The 24,544-nt window shown below is 68.7% G+C and carries 20 protein-coding genes, 3 pseudogenes and 1 riboswitch; of the genes and pseudogenes, 14 read left to right on the top strand and 9 right to left on the bottom strand.

What is annotated here, in order from left to right; translation table 11 throughout:
• The first annotated feature begins 5 nt into the window (after positions 1 to 5).
• The 9 genes from rpmI (at position 6) to pheT (ending at position 10,863) form a co-directional block, all read left to right on the top strand.
• Positions 6 to 200, top strand: a complete 195-nt coding sequence (gene rpmI / locus B7K20_RS03690; RefSeq protein WP_084076713.1) for a 50S ribosomal protein L35 — start codon at positions 6 to 8, stop codon at positions 198 to 200.
• Between the two features lie 25 nt (positions 201 to 225).
• Positions 226 to 606, top strand: a complete 381-nt coding sequence (gene rplT, locus B7K20_RS03695) for a 50S ribosomal protein L20 (RefSeq protein WP_084100534.1) — start codon at positions 226 to 228, stop codon at positions 604 to 606.
• 11 nt (positions 607 to 617) lie between these two features.
• Positions 618 to 1,457 (top strand): RNA methyltransferase, encoded by an 840-nt coding sequence (locus B7K20_RS03700; RefSeq protein ID WP_084100536.1) that lies wholly within the window; start codon positions 618 to 620, stop codon positions 1,455 to 1,457.
• A gap of 98 nt (positions 1,458 to 1,555) precedes the next feature.
• Positions 1,556 to 3,130, top strand: coding sequence for a sensor domain-containing diguanylate cyclase (locus tag B7K20_RS03705; RefSeq protein WP_144018520.1), 1,575 nt, complete (start codon positions 1,556 to 1,558; stop codon positions 3,128 to 3,130).
• 76 nt (positions 3,131 to 3,206) lie between these two features.
• Positions 3,207 to 4,748 carry a diguanylate cyclase gene (locus B7K20_RS03710; RefSeq protein ID WP_084100542.1) on the top strand — a complete coding sequence of 514 codons (1,542 nt, stop codon included), beginning with the start codon at positions 3,207 to 3,209 and terminating at the stop codon, positions 4,746 to 4,748.
• A gap of 124 nt (positions 4,749 to 4,872) precedes the next feature.
• Positions 4,873 to 5,328, top strand: a complete 456-nt coding sequence (locus B7K20_RS03715; protein ID WP_084100545.1) for a hypothetical protein — start codon at positions 4,873 to 4,875, stop codon at positions 5,326 to 5,328.
• Positions 5,329 to 5,389: 61 nt separating this feature from the next.
• A complete protein-coding gene (locus B7K20_RS03720) occupies positions 5,390 to 6,910 on the top strand; it encodes a diguanylate cyclase (RefSeq protein WP_084100548.1) in 1,521 nt (506 codons plus the stop codon).
• Between the two features lie 258 nt (positions 6,911 to 7,168).
• Positions 7,169 to 8,257, top strand: coding sequence for a phenylalanine--tRNA ligase subunit alpha (gene pheS / locus B7K20_RS03725; RefSeq protein ID WP_084100551.1), 1,089 nt, complete (start codon positions 7,169 to 7,171; stop codon positions 8,255 to 8,257).
• 2 nt (positions 8,258 to 8,259) lie between these two features.
• Entirely contained in the window at positions 8,260 to 10,863 is a 2,604-nt protein-coding gene (pheT, locus tag B7K20_RS03730; protein ID WP_084100554.1) for a phenylalanine--tRNA ligase subunit beta, read from the top strand.
• Positions 10,864 to 10,972: 109 nt separating this feature from the next.
• Here the strand turns inward: pheT and B7K20_RS03735 are convergent, their stop codons facing one another.
• The 3 genes from B7K20_RS03735 to B7K20_RS03745 all read right to left on the bottom strand — a co-directional run bounded on the left by B7K20_RS03735 (position 10,973) and on the right by B7K20_RS03745 (position 15,519).
• Positions 10,973 to 13,375 (bottom strand): glycoside hydrolase family 2 TIM barrel-domain containing protein, encoded by a 2,403-nt coding sequence (locus tag B7K20_RS03735; RefSeq protein ID WP_084100558.1) that lies wholly within the window; start codon positions 13,373 to 13,375, stop codon positions 10,973 to 10,975.
• A gap of 89 nt (positions 13,376 to 13,464) precedes the next feature.
• Positions 13,465 to 14,754, bottom strand: coding sequence for an MFS transporter (locus B7K20_RS03740; RefSeq protein ID WP_084100561.1), 1,290 nt, complete (start codon positions 14,752 to 14,754; stop codon positions 13,465 to 13,467).
• A 69-nt stretch (positions 14,755 to 14,823) separates the two neighbouring features.
• On the bottom strand, positions 14,824 to 15,519 hold the full coding sequence (locus tag B7K20_RS03745) for a TetR/AcrR family transcriptional regulator (RefSeq protein ID WP_159449308.1): 696 nt from the start codon (positions 15,517 to 15,519) through the stop codon (positions 14,824 to 14,826).
• A gap of 315 nt (positions 15,520 to 15,834) precedes the next feature.
• On the opposite strand from B7K20_RS03745, the gene B7K20_RS03750 reads away from it, so the two are divergent.
• The gene (locus B7K20_RS03750) at positions 15,835 to 16,317 is read left to right on the top strand and encodes an FBP domain-containing protein (RefSeq protein ID WP_084100567.1); all 483 of its coding nucleotides are present in this window, start codon (positions 15,835 to 15,837) and stop codon (positions 16,315 to 16,317) included.
• A gap of 137 nt (positions 16,318 to 16,454) precedes the next feature.
• On the opposite strand, the pseudogene B7K20_RS03755 reads toward B7K20_RS03750, so the two are convergent.
• A pseudogene (locus tag B7K20_RS03755) lies at positions 16,455 to 17,108 on the bottom strand (putative PEP-binding protein); the annotation flags it as partial.
• Between the two features lie 177 nt (positions 17,109 to 17,285).
• Here B7K20_RS03755 and B7K20_RS03760 point away from each other — a divergent pair.
• The 4 genes and pseudogenes from B7K20_RS03760 to B7K20_RS03770 all read left to right on the top strand — a co-directional run bounded on the left by B7K20_RS03760 (position 17,286) and on the right by B7K20_RS03770 (position 20,704).
• A complete protein-coding gene (locus B7K20_RS03760; RefSeq protein WP_084100570.1) occupies positions 17,286 to 17,705 on the top strand; it encodes a hypothetical protein in 420 nt (139 codons plus the stop codon).
• Between the two features lie 18 nt (positions 17,706 to 17,723).
• Positions 17,724 to 18,092 (top strand): annotated as a pseudogene (locus B7K20_RS03765) (CPBP family intramembrane glutamic endopeptidase); the annotation flags it as partial.
• Between the two features lie 476 nt (positions 18,093 to 18,568).
• The gene (locus B7K20_RS13125; RefSeq protein ID WP_200808316.1) at positions 18,569 to 18,724 is read left to right on the top strand and encodes a DUF6131 family protein; all 156 of its coding nucleotides are present in this window, start codon (positions 18,569 to 18,571) and stop codon (positions 18,722 to 18,724) included.
• Positions 18,725 to 19,153: 429 nt separating this feature from the next.
• Positions 19,154 to 20,704, top strand: a complete 1,551-nt coding sequence (locus B7K20_RS03770) for a DEAD/DEAH box helicase (RefSeq protein WP_084100575.1) — start codon at positions 19,154 to 19,156, stop codon at positions 20,702 to 20,704.
• Positions 20,705 to 20,794: 90 nt separating this feature from the next.
• Here B7K20_RS03770 and B7K20_RS03775 read toward each other — a convergent pair whose 3' ends face one another.
• From B7K20_RS03775 to B7K20_RS03790, 5 genes and pseudogenes are all read right to left on the bottom strand, one after another.
• Positions 20,795 to 21,175 carry a hypothetical protein gene (locus B7K20_RS03775; RefSeq protein ID WP_084100578.1) on the bottom strand — a complete coding sequence of 127 codons (381 nt, stop codon included), beginning with the start codon at positions 21,173 to 21,175 and terminating at the stop codon, positions 20,795 to 20,797.
• 15 nt (positions 21,176 to 21,190) lie between these two features.
• A riboswitch (SAM riboswitch) is annotated at positions 21,191 to 21,305 on the bottom strand.
• A 55-nt stretch (positions 21,306 to 21,360) separates the two neighbouring features.
• Complete coding sequence (locus B7K20_RS03780) at positions 21,361 to 22,215, bottom strand: transglutaminase domain-containing protein (protein ID WP_234985703.1); 855 nt, start codon at positions 22,213 to 22,215, stop codon at positions 21,361 to 21,363.
• Between the two features lie 141 nt (positions 22,216 to 22,356).
• Positions 22,357 to 22,494, bottom strand: a pseudogene (locus B7K20_RS13230) (DUF2510 domain-containing protein); the annotation flags it as partial.
• Positions 22,495 to 22,569: 75 nt separating this feature from the next.
• Positions 22,570 to 23,916, bottom strand: a complete 1,347-nt coding sequence (locus B7K20_RS03785; protein WP_084100584.1) for a nicotinate phosphoribosyltransferase — start codon at positions 23,914 to 23,916, stop codon at positions 22,570 to 22,572.
• Positions 23,917 to 23,936: 20 nt separating this feature from the next.
• The gene (locus tag B7K20_RS03790) at positions 23,937 to 24,500 is read right to left on the bottom strand and encodes a YdeI family protein (RefSeq protein ID WP_084100587.1); all 564 of its coding nucleotides are present in this window, start codon (positions 24,498 to 24,500) and stop codon (positions 23,937 to 23,939) included.
• Positions 24,501 to 24,544 lie beyond the last annotated feature (44 nt).

Below are 24,544 nucleotides of genomic sequence, written 5' to 3' on the forward strand. Positions count from 1 at the left end.
AGAACATGCCGAAGAACAAGACCCACTCGGGCGCCAAGAAGCGCTTCAAGCTCACCGGCACCGGCAAGGTGAAGCACTCGCACGCCATGAACGTGCACAAGTTCGAGGAGAAGACGTCCTCGCGTAAGCGCCGCGTGGCGCAGGACGCGATCCTGTCGGACGCCGACTCGAAGAAGATCAAGAAGCTGCTGGGCAAGTAAGGCCCGAGGAACCAAGGAGTAACACATGGCACGCGTCAAGCGGGCAGTTAACGCCCAGAAGAAGCGCCGTAGCACCCTCGAGCGCGCCCACGGCTACCGTGGCCAGCGCTCGCGTCTGTACCGCAAGGCCAAGGAGCAGGTCACTCACTCCATGGTGTACGCCTACGGCGACCGCCGTAAGCGCAAGGGTGACTTCCGCAAGCTGTGGATCCAGCGCATCAACGCTGCGGCCCGCGCGAACGGCATGACCTACAACCGCTTCATCCAGGGCCTCAAGGCCGCTGAGATCGAGGTGGACCGCCGCATGCTCGCCGAGCTTGCTGTGAACGACGAGGCCGCCTTCGCCGTGCTCGTGGAGACCGCCAAGAAGGCGCTCCCCGAGGACGTCAACGCACCCGCCGCGTAAGTCTCACTCGCATGACAGGACGCCCCGCCACGCTCGACGACCTCGTGCTGACCTTGGAAAACACCAAGGCCGAGCGCATCAAGAAGGTCGCAGCCCTGGCGGGGCGTCCTCAGCGTTCCCGGGCCGGCATGCTGCTAGTCGAGGGACCGCAGGCGGTGCGCGAGGCCGTGCGCTTCGCCGCCGATCGCGTGCGTGACGTCTACCTCAGCGAGGACGCCCACGCCCGCCACCCCGAGATCGCCTCCGAGGCGATCGGCGCGGGGCTCTACGTCCACCTTGGCACGCCCCAGGTGCTCGACGCGATGAGCACGGACGCCCAGGGCGTCGTGGCCGTCGTGGCCGATGCCGGGGTCGCCCTGGACGCCGTCCTCGCCTCCCAGCCGCGCCTCGTCGCCGTGCTGAGCAACGTGCGCGACCCCGGTAATGCCGGCACGGTCATTCGTGCGGCCGATGCCGCTGGCGCCGACGCGATCATCCTCGCCGGCCAGTCGGTGGACCCGGGCAATCCCAAGGTCATCCGCGCCACGGCCGGCAGCATCTTCCACCTTCCCGTGGTGCGCGCGCTGCCGCTCGAGGACGCCGCGACCGAACTGTCCGCCGCGGGCCTCAGCCTCTTGGCCGCCGACGGCTCCGGCACGGCAGTGTTGGGTTCCGAGGGCGCCGACGCGGCGGTGCTCGCCGGGCCCACCGCGTGGGTGTTCGGCAACGAGGCCTGGGGCCTCACCGAGGATGACCTCGCCCTCATGGACCAGGTGGTACGCATCCCGATCTACGGCGCCGCCGAGAGTCTCAACCTCGCCACCGCCGCTGCGGTGTGCCTCTACGCGTCTGCGACCGCCCAGCGCGCGTAGCGCCCGTGTGATCTTTCTCACCGCCTCAGGCGTCAGGGGTCCTATATGGGCGCCGCCTACCGTGGAGCATGGTCCACGACACGTCGCACGGTAAGGGGATGTCATTCTTGACGCCCCGGCTGCTGCTGACGGTCGCCGTGGTGCTCATGGGTGTCCAACTGCTGATCATCGTGATCGCGTGGGGCATGGCCGTGCGCGACCTTTCCAGCACCGCGCGAGAACAGATGGACCGCAGCGGAAGCCTCGTCACGGAGCGCGTGGTGGAGACCGGCGAGGCCGCCCTCACTGCGGTCGAGATCGCGGCCTCCCAGTTCGCCCCGCCTGACGAGGACTTCGACGCCGAGGTGCTCACCCGGGTGGTCGGCGAGGCCTTCCTCTACCTGTCGAGCGTCGCCCACGTCGAGGCGAGCTATATCGCCTACCCCGACGGTAGTTTCGCGACGCTTCAGCGCACCGATACGGGGTTTCGCTCGATGGTGCGGCACGGCGATGGCGGTGAGGTCCTCGCGGCCTCGTACACCGATCGATTCGAGGTCACCGCGAGCGGCATTGTCCCGTTCCGGCAGACGGACCCCCGTGACCGCGCGTGGTTCGCGCAGGGATGCGCGAGTGCAGAGGCCTTGCTCGTGGGGCCCTACGTCGGCGCCGACGGCGACGTCGCGGTGACCGCGACGCAGGGCGTCTGCGATGAGGACGGCACGGTGCAGGCGGTCATCGCCGTCGATCTCAGCACGTCCGCACTGACCGCCGCGCTCGATGCCATTCCCTACGGCGAGACGTCCCGCGCCGTCATCACGGACGTCGACGGCAACGTCGCGGCGTGGACGTCGAACCTCGACGCTCAGGTGACCGCCGCCGTCGACCAGGAGGGCGACGTGCCCACGCTCGCGCAGGTGGGCATGGACCGCGAGGCCGACGAGGACGCCGTGGTGTGGGACATCGCCATAGGCGACGGCGACTGGCTCGTGCACGCTGAGATGGCGGACACCGCCGCCATGCGCGACGTCAGCACGTACCAAAGCACTGTCTTTTGGGCGCTCGGCGCCACCGCCATCGTCACGGTTGCGCTCGTGGTGGTGGCCCTCGTGGTGCGCCATCCCATGGCCCGCCTCGAGAAGGCTGCGAGCACGGACCCCCTCACGGGTTTGGCCAACCGCGCGTCGCTGTTGCTGCAGGGCCGCGAGGTCGCACGGGCTTTTGAGCGCAACGGCGGCACCCTCGTGGCGTGTGTCATGGACCTCGACGGGTTCAAGGCGCTGAACGACCGCTGGGGCCATGCCGCGGGCGACGACACCCTCGTGGCGGTCGCCGATGCCATGCGCGAGTGGATCCGTGTCGACGAGGTCGCGTCGCGCACCGGCGGAGACGAGTTTGTGGTGCTCCTCCACCGCCGCGACCGCGACGATCCGGTCGCGGTCGCGGGCGAACTGCGCTCCCTTGCCGCCGCGGCGGCCACTGCCGCGATGCCTCGCGTCCCTGCCGTCGCCTCCACTCGCGCGGAGGCCTCGGATGCCGACGAGTGGCGCGTGGGCGTGACCATCGGCGTGGCGGTGCAGGTCACCGGCCGAGTCGATCTCACGGAACTGATCGGTACGGCGGACGCGGCACTGGTCGACGGCAAGAGCCGCGCTAAGGGCGAGGTCTACCTGGCGGGTAGCCCCACCGGCGAGTGACGAAGTCCACGCGGATTCTGTTCGTGCCAGCGCGATCGCACCCTACGGTAGATCCGTGCAGCCTCGACGACTCCTGATGCGATCACGTGGATACGTGATCGCGATCTCGCTGATCGTCGCGATCGTCTTGATGCAGGCCATCGCCACCGTGACGGGGGTGGTGCTTGCCAACCGTCAACTCGATGCGGCCGCGCTCGACACCTACGGGTACGTGGGCGACCTCACCGAGGAGCGGGTAGCGCGGTACGCCGAGTCCGCACGTGATGTGGTGACCGGAACCGCCGTACAGGTGGCCAGCGACCCCGACGCCACGCGCGAGGACCTGGCGCAGGCGATGTATCAGCGCCTGGAACGCGAACAGGCGGTACGGGGCATCTATATCGGTTGGACCAACGGCGACTATTTGGTGGTCAGACGCGACGGGGGTGGGTTCGAGGAGCACTACGGCGGCGCCGATGGCACGGCGGTCGGGATATCTCGCGACGGCGTTTTCGCTCCCCTGGGAGAGTCTGAGTCCCTGGTGGACTACGACCCGACTGTGCGGCCTTGGTACCAGCTGGGCGCGTCGCGCCTGGGAGTGTCGTGGACTGAGCCGTATATCGAGTTCGACACCGCGAACACGCTGGTCTCCGCGGCGCAGTCGGCCACCCGCGACGGTGAGGTGGTCGCGGTGGTGGGAGCCGACCTGAGCCTCGACGCGCTCGGCGGCATCCTCGACGACCTGCCGTACGGCGCGGGTGCCGAGGCCTTCGTCCTGAGTGACCTCCAGCAAGTGATTGCGGCGCCGAGCGCCTACACGGACACGCTGCAGGCCCTCGCGCAGGCCTCGGGTGAGGTCCCGACCGCGGGGGACATCGGGCTCGCTGTGTCGCCGCCGCCCAGTCGTTCCGACGCCACGGAGTTTTCTCGCGTGGGTTCGGACATTGTGCTCGACCGCACCTTCCCGGCCTCTGAGGGACTCGACTGGATCATCCACATCACCGCCGACGAGGCCCAGTTGTCTGCCGGTTTGGGCGGACTAGGCACCACGCTGGCGTGGATCACCGCGATGTCGCTGCTACTGCTCATCGGCGCCGCGGTGTTCGCGTGGCGGGTGCGTCACCCACTGCGTCGCCTGCGCGAGCGCGCCCTCACGGACCCGCTGACGGGCCTTACCAACCGCAGCGAACTCATGCGACGCGGGGGGATCGTCCTCACAGCCGCGACCTCGCGTGGCGAGCGCGTCCTCGTCACGACGCTCGACCTGGACCGGTTCAAGAGCCTGAACGACACCCACGGTCACGAGGTGGGGGACCGCGCGCTTATCGCCGTGGCCTTCGCGCTGCGCGCGTCGGTGCGTGACGGGGACGTGGTCGCGCGTCTTGGAGGCGACGAGTTCGTCACCGTTCAGGCGCTCCGACGCACGGACAACCCCATGACCGTGGCGCGTCGCGTGCGCGACGAGGTCGAGCGCGAACTCCACACGCGCCTGTCGGGAACCGAGGAGGTCGGCGTGACGATGGGAATCGCGGAGTTCCTCGACGGCGACGCGAATCTGGGCGACCTCCTGAGGCGTGCCGACGCGGCGCTGATCCGTGGCAAGCGCGAGGCGAAGGGGACCGTTTACGGTCCAGGGTGACGCAAAGGCGGCGTGTACGCCGCCCGCCCAGCCACGGCATCGGCCGCCTGAACGGACCGGCGTCACATGGCGGCAACACGCCTGGTGCTAGCGTTGCCGCCAAACACATTGCAAAAGGCAGGTCATGGCAGGAAACCTCGTGCCCCTCAACGTTCCCAAGGCGACCGGAAAGGTCGAAATCAAGGGGGCGCAAGGCGTGTTCTATTCGATTCTTCTGAATGGCGAGCCGCTCAAGCGTCGCAAGGGGGCCTGGACCGTCCCGCTGCGCGGCGGCAAAGAATCCCGCATCATGGCCAGCGGCCTGTTGCCGGGCTTTCAGACGCTGACGCTCGACGGCGAGGAGATCTACCGGTTTGGGGCGCACGCCTCGCGCGCGGAGAAGATCGCGATGTTCGCGCCCTTGCTGCTCGTGCTGGGCGCCACCACGCTCGCGATGATTCTGGCCATTTTGCTGTTCTTCTCGTCGGTGCTGGTGGTCAAGAGCGACCAGATTCCCGCCAAGCTGCGGATGGCGCTGCCGCTGATCAACACGTGCGCGGGGGCGATGATTCTGGTGGGCCTGTCGGGCCTGTCCGGCTAAGCCGCGCTCGAGCACCACGATGACGATGGGAGAACGCCGCGGTGGGGGACGGCCTGCCGCCGTGACCATCGCCGCCGTCCTCATCGTCGGTGTCCTGGTGCTCCAACTCGCCGGCGCGCTGTACATGGCGTGGCGGGCCTCGACCGACACCCGCAACGCCTCGGTGGATGTGGCCCAGGTGGTGGCCGATGCGTACGCGCAGCGCGCGGGCACCCTCGCCCGTCCGGCGGCGCAATCGGCCACCGATATCGCCTCCTCGGTCGCGGGCGGCACGCTGACCCTTGACGACACCGACGAGGTCCTCGCCGCGCTGCACGGCTACGTGGCCGCCCACCCGCCCTTCCAGACCATCGCGGTGTTCACCCCCGACCACGAGGTGCTCGGCATCCTCAAGACCAGCGACGGGCTCAGGGTTGAGGCGATCGATGCGGACGGCACCCCCAGCGCGTGGCTCGTGGACGATGCGCTCGAGCGGACCGGGTCTGTCCCCGCGCCGGAGCGACCCGCGGGGCCGCCCGTATGGCTCGAGGACGCACGCGCGGCCGTCGGCGAGGGCCCCACGTGGCATCACGTGGTGCGTGAGGACGGCTCGAGCCAGGCGGTGGTGTCCGTGGCGGTGCCACGCGAGGGCGACGGCGCGCCCGTGGTCGCGGTGGTGGCGCTCGACAGTGCCGCGCTCAATGCCCAGCTCGACGACGGTACCGATACCGCGGCGGCATCGGCGTTCCTGCTCGACCCCGACCGCGCCATTGTGGCGGGGCCCGCGGACCCCAGCATGTTCCACGATCCGCCTCTCGAGGCCGCCACGGACGGCTCGTCCGTGGGATTCGCCGATGGCGAGGTGGTGGTCGAGCGCCCGCTCGACATCGAGGGCGGGCCCTCCTGGGCGGTGCATGTGCAGGTCAGCCCCGCCGCCATCGTCCCGGGCATCGCGGCGCTGCCGCGGCAGATGCTGATGTACACGGGCATCGTGGTGGTCGTGGCCGGCTCCGTGGGCTTGGGGCTGTGGCTGCTGCGCCGCCCGCTGCTGCAGACCGTGGTGCGTGCGAGCACGGATCAGCTCACGGGCCTCGCCAACCGCCACGAGCTCAACCGGCGCGGCCAGACCATGCTCGATGCCGCATCCAAGCGCCCCTCCGACATCGCCGTCGTCACCATCGACCTCGACCACTTCAAGTCCGTGAACGACGAGATGGGGCACGATGCGGGCGACACCGTGCTGAGGGCATGCGGCCACGCGCTGACGCTCCACAGCGGCGAGCGCGACCTGGTCGCGCGCCTGGGCGGCGACGAGTTCGCCGTGGTCCGCTGGCTCGAGCTGGGCGCGGATCCCGATGCGATCGTGGAGACCCTGCGCGCTCAGGTGGAGCGCGACATCCGGGCGCTGGTGCCCGACGCGTCCCGGGTGGGAGTGTCCGCGGGCTTCACCACGGCTGCGCTCGCTGGCTCGTACCGCATTGGGGAGCTGCTCACCGCCGCCGACGAGGCGCTCATGGGTGGCCGGCGCGACGGCAAGGGCACCACCTACTCCGCCCCGGCGACGAACCCGCTGCTTGCCGAAGGCGCTACCCTGGACGCATGAGCACGAGCGAGCAGCCCTGGGCCCCATCGGCCCGCGCCGCCGTGCGCCGGGAGTCGGCCGCTCCGGTGAGCGCCGCACCTTCGCTGTTTATGTAGGCCCGGGGAGACCCCCCCGGGCCTCGACGTGCGGCTCGAATGGCCGATGCGTCACGCGGCTCGCGTACGCCAGGCACCTCCCATACGGGACCACGCCACGGCATCGGCCGTCGGCGCGCCGATAGACTCACCCCCAGACCCCCGAAACCTCAGGAAAGCAGCCATGACTGAGCTCTCACCCCTCGACGGCGCCGCCGTCGACGCGGCCGTGACCGAGGCCCTCGAGGCCATCGCCGCCGCCACGACCCTCGACGAGTTGAAGGAAGCGCGGCTCGCCCACACCGGCGACAAGGCCGCGCTGACGCTGGCCAACCGTCAGATCGGCGGACTCGAGCCCGCCGACAAGGCCACCGCCGGCAAGAACATGGGCAAGGCCCGCGGACGCGTCAACCAGGCGATCGCCGGGCGGCAGGAGGAGCTGGAAGCCGAGCGCGACGCCCGCGTCCTGGTCGAGGAGACGGTCGACGTCACCCTGCCCGTGAGCCGCGAGCTCAAGGGCGCGCGCCATCCGCTCGAGACCATGCAGGAGCTCATGGCGGACACGTTCGTCGCCATGGGCTGGGAGGTCGCCGAGGGCCCCGAGATGGAGGCGGAGTGGTTCAACTTCGACGCCCTCAACTTCGACCCCGACCACCCCGCGCGCGAGATGCAGGACACGTTCTTCGTTGACCCGCCCGAGGCCGGCATCGTGCTGCGCACCCACACCTCGCCGGTCCAGGTGCGCGCCGCGCTCGAGCGCCGCGACGCGCTGGTGAGCGAGGGCCGCGGCATCTACGTGGTGTGCCCTGGCAAGACCTTCCGCACCGACGAGCTGGACGCGACGCACACGCCCGTGTTCCACCAGATCGAGGGTCTCGCGGTCGACAAGGGCCTCACCATGGCCCACCTCAAGGGCACCCTCGACGCCTTCGCGCGCAGCCTCTTCGGCCCCGATGCGGTCACCCGCCTGCGCCCGTCCTTCTTCCCCTTCACGGAGCCCAGTGCGGAGATGGACCTGCGCTGCTTTGTGTGCGGCGGCGAGGACAACGACTGCCGCACGTGCTCCGGCACCGGCTGGATCGAGTGGGGCGGCTGCGGCATGACGCACCCCAACGTGCTGCGCGCCGCGGGCATCGACCCCGAGGAGTTCACGGCGTTCGCGTTCGGCATGGGCGTGGAGCGCACGCTGATGTTCCGCCACGGCGTCAAGGACATGCGAGACATGGTCGAGGGCGATATTCGCTTCTCCCAGCAGTTCGGAATGGAGATTTAGTCGTGCCGAAGATTCCACTCAAGTGGCTTGAGGAGTCCGTCGACCTCGTCCCCGGTTCGACCCCCGAGGACGTCGCCGCGGCGCTCGTCAAGGTGGGCCTGGAGGAAGAGGGCATCGAGGGCGGCGGCATCACGGGCCCGCTCGTGATCGGCCGCGTGATGAGCCTCGTCAAGGAGGTCGCCTCCAACGGCAAGACCGTCAACTACTGCCGCGTCGATGTCGGCGAGCACAACGACCCCGCAGGCCCCGGCCACAAGCCTGACAACAAGGAGGACTACCCGTCTTCCAAGGGCATCGTGTGCGGCGCGCACAACTTCCACGAGGGCGACTACGTGGTGTGCATCCTGCCCGGCGGCGTGCTGCCCGGGCCGTTCCCCATCGGTGGCCGCAAGACGTACGGCCACTGGTCGGACGGCATGATCTGTTCGTCCAAGGAGCTGGGCCTGGGCGAGGACCACGACGGCATCATCGTGCTCGCCTCTCCCTCCGGCGAATCCCAGGTGACCTTCCCCGGGCTGGTCGCGGACGAGGACCTGGTGCCCGGAACATCGGCCATCGGCCTGCTGGGCCTCGACGAGTTCACCATCGAGATCAACGTCACCCCCGACCGCGGGTACTCGTTCTCCGTGCGCGGTGTGGCGCGTGAGTACAGCCACTCCACGGGGCAGACGTTCCGGGATCCGGCCGATGTCGTGGTTACCGGCGCCGCCGGCGATGGTTTCGGCGTGGTCGTCGAGGACGCGGCCCCCGTACGTGGCCGGGTGGGCTGCGACCGTTTCGTCGCGCGCCGGCTCAGCGGGTTCTCTGCCGATGCGGCCTCGCCTTCGTGGATGAAGCGTCGCTTGGAGCAGGCGGGCATGCGGCCCATCTCGCTTGCGGTCGACGTCACCAACTACGTGATGCTCGAGCTGGGCCAGCCCCTGCATGCGTACGACCTCGCCCAGGTGAGCGAGCCGATCGTGGTGCGTCGAGCACAGGCCGGCGAGAAGCTGACCACGCTGGACGATGCTGAGCGGGTGCTGGATGGCGAGGACCTCGTCATCGCCGACTCCGCAGGCGGCCACGGCGCGCGCGCCATCGGCCTGGCCGGTGTGATGGGAGGCGCGGACACCGAGGTCTCCGACGCGACCACGGACATCCTGCTCGAGGCCGCGCACTTCGACCCGATCACCATCGCGCGCACGGCGCGTCGTCACCGCCTGGGCTCGGAGGCGTCGCGACGCTTCGAGCGCGGCGTGGACACGCGCCTGCAGGTGGTGGCGGTGCAGCGCGCGCTGAACCTGATGCAGGAGTTCGGCGGCGGCCAGATCGAGGACGTGTACACGGACCTCGATGAGACCGTGGCGCCGGCGCAGATTGCGATGGATATCGCATATCCGTCGACCATCGTGGGCGTGGAGTACCCGGCCGATGAGGTCGTTCAGGCGCTCGAGAAGGTCGGCTGCGAGGTCGATCGCGACTACGAGTCGCTGCTCGTGACGCCGCCCACGTGGCGCCCCGACCTCGACTCGGCGATCACGCTGGTCGAGGAGGTCGCGCGCCTGCGTGGCTACGACAACCTCCCGTCCGTGCTGCCGGTCGCGCCTCCCGGGCGCGGCCTCACGCACGGCCAGAAGGTGCGCCGCTCGGTGGCGCGCACGCTGGCCGAGTCGGGCCTCACCGAGGTGCTGACATACCCGTTCATGGCCGAGTCTCGGCTGGACGACCTGGGCATCCCCGACGAGGACCCGCGTCGCGACTGGATCGCGCTGGCCAACCCGCTTTCGGCGGAGCTGCCGTTGATGCGTACCACCATGCTCGCCACGCTGGTCGACGCCGTCCGCGTCAACCTGGGCCGCGGCGAGCAGGACGTGGCCGTGTACGAGCTTGGCCGCGCGTACCAGGCCAAGAACATCGGCGTGCTGCCCACGGTCGACTCGACTGATGGCGGCATCGCGCCAGCCGAGGTCGAGGCGCTCAATGAGGCCCTGCCGGGTCAGCCGCGCCGTGTGGCCGGCATCATGGCGGGCAACCGCGTGCGCGCGGGCTGGAACGGCCACGCCACGGCGTGGGGCTGGGCCGATGCCCTGGCCGCGGTGGAGCGCATCGCGTCCGTCGCGGGCGTGGAGCTGACGGTGTCGCAGGGTTCGCGGATGCCATGGCACCCGGGCCGCGGCGCGACCTACTGGCTCGAGGACGGCACGTTCGTGGCGCACGCGGGTGAGTTGCACCCCAAGGTCTGCGAGACGCTGGGTCTGCCGGCGCGCACCGTGGCGTTCGAGGTGGTCTTGGACCCGCTGATCGCAGAGTCCGCGGGCGTCATCGCCGGGGCCACTCCGGTGTCGCAGCAGGTGCTGGCGAAGGAGGACTTCGCGTTCGTCGTCGCCTCCGACGTTGCGGCCGGCGACCTGGTGGGCGTCGTCAAGCACGCCGGGGGAGACCTGGTGGAGGACGCGACGGTGTTCGACGTGTTCACGGGCGAGCAGGTGGGCGAAGGGCGCAAGTCTGTGGCGATCAATGTGCGCCTGCGCGCGGCGGATCACACGCTCTCGGCTGATGAGGTGCTGGGCGTGCGCGAGGCGATCATTGCCGCGGCCGCGGAGAAGTTCGAGGCCGTGCTGCGTTAAGTATCTCGCTCACCAACGGCCGAGGCCGTGATCACGCCTCGGGCGTGGTCACGGCCTCGTTTGCTGTGGAGAGCGGCGAGCGCGGAACGCGCGCTCGCCCTGACGTCGCCTACGCGACCGTGAGCTCGAGCACGACGGACTCGTACCCTTCGGCCGACACGGTCACCTTCGCGGCACCGGTCTCGGCAGGACGCACCACGGCGAGCGCGCGGCCGTCGAAGGTCTGCCACGTGGACGCGTCGAAGCGCTCCTCGGTCGACGGATTCGCCGAGCACATGCCTGCGAGCGTCGCGGCGCCGTCGACGGTGACCGTGACGGCCGCGGACGCATCAGCCGCCAGAGCGCCGGCCGCGTCGCGCAGCTCGATCGCGACGAAGGCGAGGTCATCGTCCGAGTTCGTGATCAAGGCGCGGTCGAGCGAGGCCGTCAATACCGGCACGGCGGCCGTCGCGAGAGAGGTTCGGCCCACTTCCGCGCCGTCGCGAAGCGCGATGGCGACCAGCGAACCTGGCCGATAAGTGGTCTCAAGGACGGCGAGCATCGGCCGTTCGTCCCCCACGGGACCCCGCGCGATCTCCACGCCGTCGAGCTCCAGCACGACCTCGGTGGCGTCCGCGTAAACCTCGACGGTGACGGGCTTGCCTTCGTAGCCGCCCCAGGTCCACGACGGCACCGAGTCGCTCCACGCCCACATGGACGGGTTGAGTACCTCGCGGCCGTGGAATGCGGGCCGGCGAACCGCGATGTACGGCTCGGAGCGGAGGCCGAAGACGATCTCGCGGTAGTAGGACAGGGGACGGCGGTGGCCGGTGATGTCGATGTCGCCGCACCACGCTGTCAGGTAGGGGAACTCGCGCTCCAGCTGGCCGGAGACGCCCTCGTCGCCCACGTACATGGTGGAGCCGATGCCGACCTCACCCAGGTAGTCCCAGCCGGTCCACGTGAAGTCGCCGATGACGTTGGGGCTCTCCACGACCATCGGCCACAGGTCGCCGATGAGCGGCCCGAAGGTCTCGGAGCCGACGATGACGCGATGGGGGAAGGCTTCGCGGTCGGGGGCGTAGCGCTTCTCGGCGTAGTTCAGCCCGAGCACGTCGACCGCCGCGGAGGATTCCTCGATGCGGGTGGTGGCCGTCTCGGTCGCGCCGACGGTCGCCATCGCATTCTTGTCGGCCATGAGGGCGTTGAGGCCGCCCATCTTCTCGACAATCTGCGGCATCTCGTCGATGACGGCGAGAAGAGCGTTGACCCCGTTGGTCACGGGACGGGTGGGGTCGAGCTCGCGGACCTTCTCAGCGAGGCGGCGTGCCCAGCGTGCGCCATGCGGCTTGCCGACCTCGACGATCTCGTTGCCGATCGAGTACATGATGACGGAGGGGTGGTTGCGGTCCTTCGCGACCATCGACTCGAGGTCGGCCTCCCACCACATGGGGAAGTCTGCCGCGTAGTCGTAGGGCGTCTTGAAGCGGGTCCACATGTCGAAGGCCTCGTCCATGACCAGCATGCCCAGGCGGTCGCACGCGTCGAGCATCGCCTTCGACGCCGGATTGTGGGCGGTACGGATGGCGTTGAAGCCGGCGTCCTTCAGCAGCTCGATGCGGCGCTCCTCGGCCCGGCCGATCGCCGCGCCTCCCAGAGGTCCGTTGTCGTGGTGGATGCAGGCGCCGCGCATCAGCACCTCTTCGCCGTTGATCCGCAGTCCCTTCTTCGGATCGACGGTCACGGTGCGAATGCCGAAGGGGGTGACGACGGGGTCGGCGTTGTTGAGCGAGACGGTAGCCGTGTACAGCGACGGGGAGGCGGGGCTCCACAGTGCCGGGCGTGCGACGTAGAAGTGCTGGCGCAGCACCGAAGTTTCGCCCGGCGCGAGGGTGAGCGGCGTCGCCTCACCCTCGACGCGGTCGCCGCCGGGCGACGTGAGGTCGGTGACGACCCACACCGTCCGCGTGGTGCGCGTGTCGTTGACGGCCGTCGTCGCGACGGACACCACCGCCTGGTCGTCCTCCAGGCGGTCCGTGACGATGGTGACACCGTCGTTCACGATGCGTACAGCATCGTCCACGTGCAAAAAGACGGGCCTGTGCAACCCGGCACCCGAGTACCAACGCGAGTCTTCTCCGGTGCGCACCTCGATACGGAGGGCATTCGAGCCGCCGAACGTCAGGTAGGGAGTGAGATCGACGAAGAATCGGGCATATCCGTCCGCGCGGACGCCGGCCAACTCGTCATTGACGAACACCTGAGCCCTACGCATCGCGCCCTGAATCTCGAGCTGGACGGTCTTTCCCTCCCACTCGGCCGGGACATCGAGCGCACGTTCGTACGTGAACGCAGCGGACGGGTAATACGCGGCGGCGCCCTTGGCGGGGACATCGGCCGAGCGCGGCTCATCCCGGAGGGCGTCATGGGGCAGGCGCACGGTCCCCAGCGATTCGGGGCCCTCGCCGAATCCGGCGAAGGGGCCGGTGGGGCGACGGTAGGTCCAGGATGAGTTGAGGGGGATGGTGCTCATGAGTACTGCGCTCGCTAACGATGTCGAGGTAAGGCGAAAGGGAGGAGGAGAGGCTGGGGCGCGCAGGAGAGCGCCCCAGCCTCGGCGAACTACTTGACCGACTTGATGCCCGCCAGTGTGATGGCGGCGGCGATCAGGAGGACGATTGCCGCGACGAAGCCGAGCGCGTAGCCGCCGGTCACCGTGACGACGATCGACATGATGACGGGGCCCAGGATCTGGCCGCCGGAGTTGGCGACGTTGAGGATGCCGAGATCCTTGGCTGCCGAGCCCGCATCGGGCAGGACATCGACGTTGAGCGCCTGGTCGACCGAGGTGAAGGTTCCCTGGCCAATGCCGAGGAACACGGCGTACGCGACCATGGCCCACGCCACAGGCATCGCGAGAGGGAAGATCATGCCGATGGCCACCACAAGAGCGGCGCCGATGACGAAGGGCTTGCGGCGGCCAACCTTGTCGGACAGCGGGCCCGAGAGGAAACCGAAGACCAGGCCGGTGACGAGCGCGATGATGCCGTTGATCGCGATGACCTTCGCGGCACCGTTCTCCTCGAGCTGGATGTAGTCGGTGAGGATGTAGAGCTGGTAGTTCGACACCGCGTAGGTGCCGGCGACCAGGAAGAACTTGCCGAAGAGGGCGAGGTAGAAGTCGCGCGCGCCCTTGGTCGGCGGGCGGAACGTGCGCACAATCTGGCCCGCGGACACCTTCTCGCGAGCAGCGTCGATGTTCGAGGTGCGCGGCGCGATCGCCACGAACACGACGGCGGACAGCAGCGTCATGACCGCGAAGAGGGTGATGCCGGTGCTGGGGGTCGAGATGAACAGCGCGGCGAGCGAGGTGGAGGCGGTGCCTCCGATCAGCATGCCGACGCCGTAGATGCCGGACACGCTGCCGCGGCGCTCGGTGGGCACGCGGTCCGAGATCTCGGCGACCATGGGCGCGATGATCGCGTTCAGCGCGGTCATGTAGATGCACCACCACAGGGCGAGCGTGGCGACAGAGGTTGCCGTGCCGAACATGAAGAGCGCCGCCGCGGAGACGATCGCACCGCCCACGATCCACGGCACGCGCGCACCGAAGCGTGTGCGGGTCGCGTCGGACAGTGCCCCGAAGATGATGTTCGAGATGAGCGAGAGCGCGGCGCCGGCGATGCCCAGGGTTCCGACGAGTGCGACCTTCTGGTCGGGCGCGATGTCCTCCACGAGGGCCGGCATCAAGACAGCGATGCTGCCCACATAGGGAGCAATCCACAGGACGCCACCGAGGAACAGCGCGATGGCGAGGCTCCACTTGAAATCGGGCATCCTCGGCTGGGGGGTGGTGTCGCCGTCCACCTGGGTGGGGCCCAGGGGTTCAGGAGTGGCGTTGATGGAGGTCATCGTTGTCCTTCGGGGTGATGGGGGACGTGAATAGGGGGTAGAGGTGGTGCTGGTGATGAGTGGGTGGTGCTAGTCGGGATCGCGCATGATGAGCGTGATGAAGGTTTCGAGGGTGCCGACCACGTCGACTCCCTCCCGGTCAATCAGCCAGTGGAGCTGGGCACCCTCCCACAGGGCGAGAAACGCGGTCGCGGCGAACTGCGGAGTGACGCCTGCACGCAGGAGGTTCGCCTCGCCGAGCTGCGCGAACCAGCCCTCGAACCCCGCGCGCACACGCGAGGTGCGCTCGACGAAGAAGGCGCTCAGCGGGTGGTCGGGAGTGACGGACTCTGCCGCGAGCAGCGTGTAGAGCGCGATGATGTCCGGCGTCTGCGCGTTGTGGCGAGCGAGCGCGAGGACGGCCTCGGGGATTTGCTCGAGCGTGTCGGGATGCCCCGCGTCGATGATTTCGTCGGCGCGGCGGTCGCGTTCGTGCATGAGCGACAGCAGCAGCGCCGGCTTGTTCGGGAAGTGATGCGTGACCGTCGACTGGTCGATATCGCAGCGGCGCGCGATTTCGCGCATCGATCCGGCGTGATAGCCCTTCTCGGCGAACACCGTCGTCGCGGCGTCGAGGATAGCGGCGCGGGTGTGCTCCGACTTCTTGTAAGGGCCACGTGTGGTGGGCGCGGGGGCAGACGTTCCGGCAGGGGCCTCGGGGGCAGGCGGGAACGCCGGAACGGCGGCGAGTCGCCTCGCGGGCTGCGGTGAGTCTTCGTTGGTCATGGCGCCGGACTCCCTTCGTCGTTGAAAAACCATCAGGCGCGGGAATTTCATGTTGGCACAGCGCGGACGCGTTCGCCAAATTGAGAGTGTTGGCCCGATGCACAGTGCGCGTGGCGGGGGAGTGGCGTACGGCGTGACCGTGCGCGGGCTACCATGGCGGCGTGAGCATCCAGGAGGTGGTTGGCGCCGTGTGCGCCGACATCAGGTAATCCCGTCCCGGGCTGCGCCATCAGGTGCGGCCCATGGTTGTGACCCTGAAAACTCCCGCGCGCGCAGCGCACACGTCGCGCCCGGGCACCCCAGATAGCGAACTTCATGCTTGCCCTCACCGATAAGGACATCCGCACGTCCTTCATCAACGCCTCCCGCAAGGAGGCCGCCGACCTCACCCTTCCCGCCGAGTTCGACTCCCTCGATTGGGACAGGCTCGACCTCCTGGGGTGGCGGGATCCCAAGCTCGAACGGCGCGCGTATGCGATCGTGCCGACCCTTGAGGGAGAGCTCATCGGGATTCTGTTCCGTCACCCCGGGTCGCGACCGCGTACCCGCGCCCAGTGCTCGTGGTGCAACGACGCGACGCTGCCCAACGACGTGGTGCTCTACAACGCCAAGCGAGCGGGGAAGGCCGGCAAGAATGGCAACACCGTCGGCACGCTCATCTGTGAGGACTTCGAGTGCTCACGCAACGCTCGTCGGCCTCCCAAGACCTGGTACGAGGGCTTCGACGTCGAGGAGGCGCGACTGCTCCAGGTCGCCGAATTACAGCTGCGGGCCGCGGCGTTCGCGGTGCAGGTGTAGTGAGCAGGCCTCGTCGACACGGGAAAAGAGAAGGCACCGCCGGTCACGCCTCGGGGGGAGTGGCGTGACCGGCGATGCCGGGCCAGGAACGATTGCGGTGACAAAATTGCCGACAGCTCCGAGTTCGCGACGGCGCGGACGGCGTCCCGTGCCGCGATCGCCGACGTCGCGGCGCGTGCCAGCTGAGCCAGGGCGCTGCATTCCTCCAGGCTGTGCAGCGACAGGGCAAGCTTGACGGCGGGCACCTTGGACGGCGCCATCGACAGGCTCGCGACGCCCAGCCCTGCGAGCGCCAAAGCCAGGTAGGGATCGCCGGCCGACTCTCCGCACATGCCCACGGGCTTGCCGGTCTCGGCGCCGCCGGCACACGCGGCCGCGACCATGTCGAGGACGGCGGGCTGCCAGGGGTCCAGCAGGTCAGACGGCGCGCCCTCCATACGGTCGGCGGCCATCGTGTACTGCGCCAAGTCATTGGTGCCGAGCGAGCCGAAGTCCACCTCAGCCAGGACGTGGCGTGAGCGCAGCGCCGCGGCGGGGACCTCGATCATGACGCCGGCGGCGGGAAGACCGGCGGCCCGCACACGGGAGGCGAACCAGGCGGCCTCTTCGGCCGTCGCGACCATGGGCGCCATGACCTTAACGTCGGCGCCGGTGTCGCGCGCCGCCAGCGCGAGCGCCTCGAGCTGCGAGTCGATCAGCTCCGGCTTCTCCTGGCACAGTCGCAGTCCGCAGCGCCCCAGCGCCGGGGTTTCCTCTTCGCCCAGATTCGCAAACGCGAGCGGCTTGTCGGCCGCCCGCGCGCGGAAGCGGTCCATGCCTGGTGAACCAACTATCTCTCCTGGTAGCGTCGAAAGAGTCGAGGACGCCATTTATCCCATGAGGGGGATCCGATGAGTGCGACGGACGATGCGGTTCGGGAGCCGCGGGGATGGCGAGGGTTCTGGGATCGAGGAGGATTCTGAAAGGCGGTGCTCCTTGCGGTGGCCTACTGGCTCGCCTATCAAGGGTTCGCGTTCCTCGTGTCCGCCGTCTTCGGCGGATTGAAGACGGACGGCGGCAACTTCGACTCCTGGCAGAACGTGCTCTTCGGGCCCACCTTGCCCATCGTGCTCGCCGGAGCGCTCATGTTCGCGGTGGCGCCCTGGTTCGGATGGCGCAGCGAGATCTTCGGTCAGCAGCCCATCCGTGGCGGTGCGTGGATGTGGATCGTCTTCGTGGTGGTGCTGGGGTTTAACGCCATCCGGTTTGCCGCCGTCGACTACTCGTCGGTGGGCCTCGCCGTCACGCTCATGACTCTCTTTCTCGGACTCTGTATCGGGTTCACAGAAGAGTTGGTCTGTCGCGGCTTCTCGGTGCAGCTGCTGCGCCGCCGTGGGTACGGTGAATAGGCGGTCGCCGTCCTTTCGGCGCTGATTTTCGGCATGCTTCACGCGGGCAACTTCATCGGCAGTGACGACATCCTTGCGCTCGTCATCACGATCGTCTACACCGCGCTGTTCGGAGTGATGATGTACCTGGCGATGCGTGTGACCGGCACCATCTGGTGGGCCGTGATCCTGCACGCGACCACCGATCCGAGCCTTTTCTTGCTTTCTGGGGGCATCGCCGACGAGGGGGAAATTACCGCGACAGGCACGCTCGCCTCCGTAGCCAACCTCGCGAATCCGGTGGTCATCATCGTCGGACTGATCATGGTCATCTTCATCCGCGGCAGGGTGGGCCGCGCTCACTACGGGCTACCCGATCGTGCTTCGACGGCCGCCGTGGCCCCGTGATGTCAAAGCGGTAGGCGCCTGGCGGCCCGCTCGAGTGTGAGGGCATCGGCCCCTCGGATCGGCCGATGCGACGCCCGCCGCCGCATCCACTGCCGACCGAGCGGCTCGGCGTGAAGCCCGCCACGGCATCGGCCATCGTAATGTGGACGCGGCCCGACCACGTGCAGTGCTCTCGCTCGTGGAGGGGCGCTCCCGCTACGCGCTCGGCTCAGTTTCGGGTGGCCGAGTTCGACACCAGAATTCCGCACTCGATGGCCACTGTGGACGGCAACTCTGTGACCGTCCTGAGCATCTTCAGTGAAGACGGAGAACGGATGCATACGGCGCGTGTGGACCACCACAAGCGAGGTCCATTTTGGCGGTCTCTGCGAGCACGTATTGTGCGAACTGGGAAGATAGGTGGGGTTTTCGGCGTTACCGATCGCGACAATGTCCCCACGGCCTTGGCAACGAGGCCGCGACAGATTGGAACCGCAGTGATTATTCTCGGTCTGATTCTCTTCCTCATCGGCCTTCTCGCGTCGATTGGCATCCTGCAGACGATCGGTATCGTCCTCATGATCGTTGGCCTCGTCTTGGCGCTGCTGGGACGCTCCGGCCGGAGCATCGGTGGGCGGAAGCACTGGTTCTGATCTGGCGGGCTGAGCCTTCGGGCAGAGGTGTGACCTCGCTTTGATCGAGAGGCGGGCGTTCGGGAGCGATTCCCCGGATGCCCGCCTTTTCCGCGCGTGTGCTGCTGTGGCGTGCAGGGAGGCTTGGCAGGCCGAATGCGCCTACGCAGTCGCAGGGCTCAATCTCACTTGTCGACAATCCACCTGCTATAGTTGACGATTGTGTTCCGGCTCCTGCCGAGCATGCGTCGCAGATTGCTTCTCCTTCTCGCCAGCGCCACCGTCCCAGACACGGACAGAGTCGCGCCAGGCTCGTAGAAATCCTCTCTTCGGCGAACGAACGCGAATCCTTCGCGCTTCGCCACCACTGCCGGTGCCCTGACACGCAGGGACATCCCTGCACGCCCGTAGAGAGCGTGCCTCCGGCACCAACCCCGGAAAGACACCTACGTGACTCTCACTTTCGCCGACCTCGGCGTGCCCACCGCCCTCACCACCGTGCTGGAGCGCGAGGGCAAGACCACACCGTTCCCTATCCAGGCCGATACCCTTCCCGACACCCTTCCCGGACGTGACGTCCTGGGCCGCGGCAAGACCGGCTCCGGCAAGACGCTCGCGTTCTCGCTGCCCGTCGTTGCTCGGCTGGGCGCTAAGGGCGGCAAGGCCAAGCCCGGCCGCCCCCGCGCGCTGATCCTCGCGCCGACCCGCGAGCTCGCGACCCAGATCGACGCGGTCATCGCACCGCTCGCATCGGCCTACGGCATGACCACCACCACCATCTTCGGTGGCATCTCACAGCAGCGTCAGGAGCGCGCCATGGCGCGTGGCGTCGACATCGTCGTCGCCTGCCCCGGCCGCCTTGAGGACCTCATGGGCCAACGCATCGTGTCGCTCGACAACGTCGAGATCACCGTGCTCGACGAGGCCGACCACATGGCGGACCTCGGCTTCCTGCCCGGCGTCACGCGCATCATGAACGCGACGCCCACCAACGGCCAGCGCCTGCTGTTCTCCGCCACGCTCGACAACGGCGTGGACAAGCTCGTCAAGCGCTTCCTCACCAATCCCACAACGCACAGCGTCGACTCCGCCGAGAGCCCTGTCGAGGCCATGACGCATCACGTCTTCCACGTGGCCGATGCCGAGGCTAAGAAGAACGTTGTCCGCGCCCTCGCGTCGGGTACCGGCCGCCGTGTGCTGTTCATGCGAACCAAGCACCACGCCAAGCGCCTGGCCAAGCAGCTCACGTCCGACGGCATCCCCGCCGTCGACCTGCACGGCAACCTGTCGCAGAACGCCCGTGACCGTAACCTCGCGGCCTTCGCCGAGGGTCGCGTGAAGGTCCTGGTCGCGACCGACGTCGCCGCGCGCGGCGTCCACGTCGACGGCGTCGAGCTTGTTGTCCACGTAGACCCGCCGGCCGAGCACAAGGCATACCTGCACCGCTCGGGCCGTACCGCCCGCGCCGGCTCCTCCGGTGACGTCGCGACCATCGTGCTGCCCGAGCAGCGTCGCGACACCGACCAGCTGCTGCGCAAGGCCAAGATCTCGGTGCGTCCCGAGAAGGTCAACGACTCGTCGCCTGCCGTGGTCGCGCTGATCGGCGAGCGCGCGGAGCGCGTCTCGGCCGCAGCCGCCGAGATTGCCGTCGCAGGCACCGGCCCGCAGAGGCAGGGCCAGGGTCGCGGCAACGGCGGTGGTCGTTCGAACGGTGGCGGTCGCGCTCGCGGCGGCGCCGGCAACGGTGACGGCCAGGGTCGCGGTCGTGGTGGCCAGGGCGGTTCCGGTCAGGGCGGCCAGGGAGGCGGTCGCGGTCGCGGCCGTGGCGCCCAGGGTGCCCGCTCCACCGCGACTTCGAATGAGCAGGGCGGCACGCGCCAGGCTGGTGGCAGCGGCTCGGGTGGCGCTCGCTCGGGTGGTCGCCGTCCCCAGTCGCACGGCGGCGGACACCGCTCGGCGGCCGACTTCTCCGCCTCGCGAGGCGGACGTCGCTCGCGCTAAGCGCTGAGTCTCAGAGCAAGGGCCCGGACACCGTGAGGTGTCCGGGCCCTTGACGTTGACGGGGCTCAACCCGCAGGGCGCCGGGATCGCTTAGCCATCATCCTTAGGCAGGCTCTTCGCCAGGTGGATCCTGGCCGCCGCACCACAGTCCTCCGGGAAACGGCAGTCGCTTGCCTGGTCAGCGGTGACGAGAGAGACGACCGACTCATGGATGAGGAAGAGGTCATTGCTCAGCCGGCGTGCCGGGACACCGCCGTCGTCCAAGATCCGCGCGAGTGCTCGAGCTGTCGGGGCGTGAGTCCAGAGGGTCTCGGTGCTGTCTCCGCATTCAACCGTCACATATTGCTCATCGACGGCCGTGATAGTCGCGAGGCGGTGCTGTCCGTGATGGAGGGCTTGGCGGGTGCGTCCCCAAAAGGGCACGTGCCCGGGAAAATAGGTACCGACAGCGGGCAAGGCCGAGTCAGCCATGATTCACTCCTTGAGAGTCCGTTCTTCCCCACGCGGGTGTCGCGCAGGGCGGATCTTCCTCCAGGGGCACCGGGTCGGGACGCGGTTGCCAGCTGGCCGGCTGGAGGGCTTGTGGCCAGACTTCTTAATCCACCATCGAGGCTAGCAGCGACGAGGGCGACCGGTGACGGCCATCTACGCCGCTTCTACGCAAACGCCCCGATATTCGTGTCAACCACCCAGTCCGCGTCCTCGACCCGCGTGACTAACAGGGGTGAGTTCGAGGGGATCATCAGGTATTCGCGCTGCGGTGCCTCGCCGGGCAGCGGGTCGTCCCAGGTCGTGTCCACCACGAGCCATCGCCCGTCGACCAGCACCTTGTTCCAGGCGTGATTGCCGACGGTCATGCCCGACGACACGGTCCCGGTGACCTGGACCGCGTCGAGCCCCGCCGCCTCGGCCATCGCGAGGAACGCCTGGGCGTAGCCGTTGCAGACAGCGGTGCCTGCGGCGAAGATCCCGTAGGCCTCCTGTGACTGGTCCACCCGCGCGCCGTCGATCGCCCCGGCCGTGATGAGGTCGTAAGCCGTGTAGTCGTAGTCCGCGATCGCCACGATGTAGTCGTGGATGGCGGTGACCTTCTCCGCTGCGGTCGCCGCGGTCGCGGCGCCCGAATCGAGCAGCCCCTGTTCGATGGCCTGGCGCGTGACGGCGCGTCGGTGCTCGGCGTCCCCTTCGGAGTAGCGGTAGAACGGCTCGTACTTCACACGGGCACCCGTGTCGCGCCACTGACCCCCGTTGGCGTAGACGTACGGATTCTGGATGAGGGCCTCGGTGATCGCATCCTCAACGGAGTCGAAGCCCTCGCGCGTGGTCCAGCGCGTCACATCGATGCTGTCGGTCTGCGCGATGAGGTGTGCCTCCAGGTACGTCACCAACTCAACCGATCCGTAGGTGGGGTACGCGACTTCGGGGGCGTCGGGAGTGGTGAGGGCGGCCACCTGCGCGCCGACGTTCGCCCAGGCGGGCAGGTACGGCTGCACCCAGGAGTACGCCACCATGGCGCAGACCACGACGGAGAGGGCGATTCCCCAGCGACGCCCGTTCCACCTGGAGTGGCGAGTGTCGCTTGGACTCCACGCTCGCGGCGCATATGCGGCCGATGCCGTGGTCCCCGTTTCGACCTTGCTCACCCGGTCACGGGTTCTGCCCGTCCAACGGGCGCCGTCCCAGTAGCGCTCGAGGTGGGTTTCGGCAGGGTCGGGCAACCACCCCGGCGCCGGCAGGCGTGGTGTCCTCGGGCGCGACGCATCGCCAGGCCCGTCCGGATAGAACGTCATCGCTGGTATCCCCCTCAGCAGCCGACGCTGTCGGCTTGACTCAGAGGGTAGCGGGCGCGGCGATGCTGGGGAAGATCACGCTTCGCGTGTGCCGAGAGACGCCAGTCGCGGCGACAGCGTCACCGGCGCCGGATCCTCGCTGCGCCCCAACGCGCGCAGGCGCCGGGGGAGTGACGCGAGCCCGGCCGCGCAGCGCTCGCGGGCGGCCGCTAGTCCGGCAGTCCCCTGAGCCTCGCCGTCGACAACGCAGCCCGAGCGGATGGCCTGCTGGAGCATCGGCCGCCCCTCAATCCCGTCCTCGTCAGCGGCGCCGATCGTGTCGCCGACCAGCACACCGTCGCGCTCCACCCGCCACACCTGCTTGAGGCCGGGAAGAGAGCGTTTACCAGGGGAGAGCTTTTGAACCGGGCGACCGTCGTACTCGGCGAGCTTGTAGACGGCGCTCATCGCGGGGGCATCCGCGGCGACGCCCATCTGGGTGCCCACGCCGAACGCGTCGATGGGCGCGCCCGCTTGGAGAAGGTCGGCAATGCGGTGCTCGTCGAGGTCGCTGCTGGCCACGATGCGCACGTCGGTGAGGCCACCGTGGTCGAGGATGTCGCGCACCTCGCGCGACAGCGCCGCGAGGTTGCCCGAGTCGAGCCGCACGCCCTGGACGCGGATGCCCTCGGCGGCAAGCTCGTGGGCGACCTGGACGACGTTGCGGGCGCCCTGGAGCGTGTCGTAGGTGTCGATGAGCAGGGTCGATGCGGTGGGGAAGTCCCGCGCGAAGGCCCGGAAGGCCTCGCGCTCGTCGTCGTAGGACATGACATAGGAATGCGCCATGGTGCCGCTGAGCGGGATGCCGTACGTCTTGCCCGCGAGGACGTTGCTGGTGCCCGCCGCTCCTGCGAGATAGGCCGACCGGGCGCCGCTCAGGGCGGCCTCCGGCCCGTGGGTACGGCGCGCGGCGAAGTCGACAAACTGGCGATCACCACACGCGAGCGCGACACGGGCGGCTTTCGAGGCGATCGCGGTCTGGTGACCGATGAACGTCAGCAGCGCCGTCTCGACGATTTGCGCCTCGATGAGCGGCGCGGTGACGCGCACCAGCGGCTCCTCGGGGAAGACGATCTCGCCCTCGGGGATGGCCCAGACGTCACCGGTGAACCGCAGCGTGTTGAGGTGCTCGAGGAACGCGTCGTCGAACTGGCCAAGACTGCGGAGGAACTCGATGTCCGTGTCGGTAAAATGCAGGTTTTGCAGGTACGTCAGCGCGTCGGCGAGGCCCGCCATGATGAGGAAGCGGCGCTCGGGCGGGAGCCGACGGACGAACAGGTCGAACGTCGCCGTCGCGGTGCGACCCTGCGCGAAATGGCTCGCCGCCATCGTCAACTCATACTGATCTGTCGTGAGCGCGCTCAAGGCGGCCGCGTCCCTCATGAGCCCCATCGTAGGCAGGCCTACCCGCCCAGCCGCGCGACCAGGCGCGCGATGTACGCGGCCCGCGCGGTGGCATCGGCCGTCTGGATTTTCGCCAGGTGGGGGAAGCGTTCGGCCTTGGTGAGCGCCTCCCATGCGGCCGATGCCGTGGGTGCGTTGGTGAGCGCCGCCGCCAGATCATCGGGGACGGTCGCGGTGGCTTGGCCCTCGTAAGCGCGTTCCCAGCGCCCGTCTGCCTGGGCTTTGGTGATCTCGGCGTGTCCGCGCGGTCGCATGCGGCCCTCGTCGATGAGGCGCGCGACGTGCGTGACGTTGCGCTGCGACCAGACGGAGCGGGCGCGCCGGGGCGTGAAGTGCTGGAGGAAGGTGCGTTCGTCGTTCGCGCGGCGGCGGCCGTCGATCCAGCCGCTGCACAGCGCCTCGTCCAGTGCCTGGGCGTAGGTAAGGGTGGTGACGGGGGAGCCGGCCTTTTTGGTCAGGGTGAGCCAGACGCCTGTCGACGTGTCGTCGTAGGCGTCGAGCCAGGCGCGCCAAGCGGCTTGGTCCTCCACGGTGAGGCGGTCGGATTCCGGCGTGGTCGGCATGTCCCCATTGTGGACCTGCCTGGGGTTTTTAGGCGATGTGTCCG

The organism is Demequina sp. NBRC 110051 (assembly GCF_002090055.1).
Classification (GTDB): Bacteria; Actinomycetota; Actinomycetes; order Actinomycetales; family Demequinaceae; genus Demequina.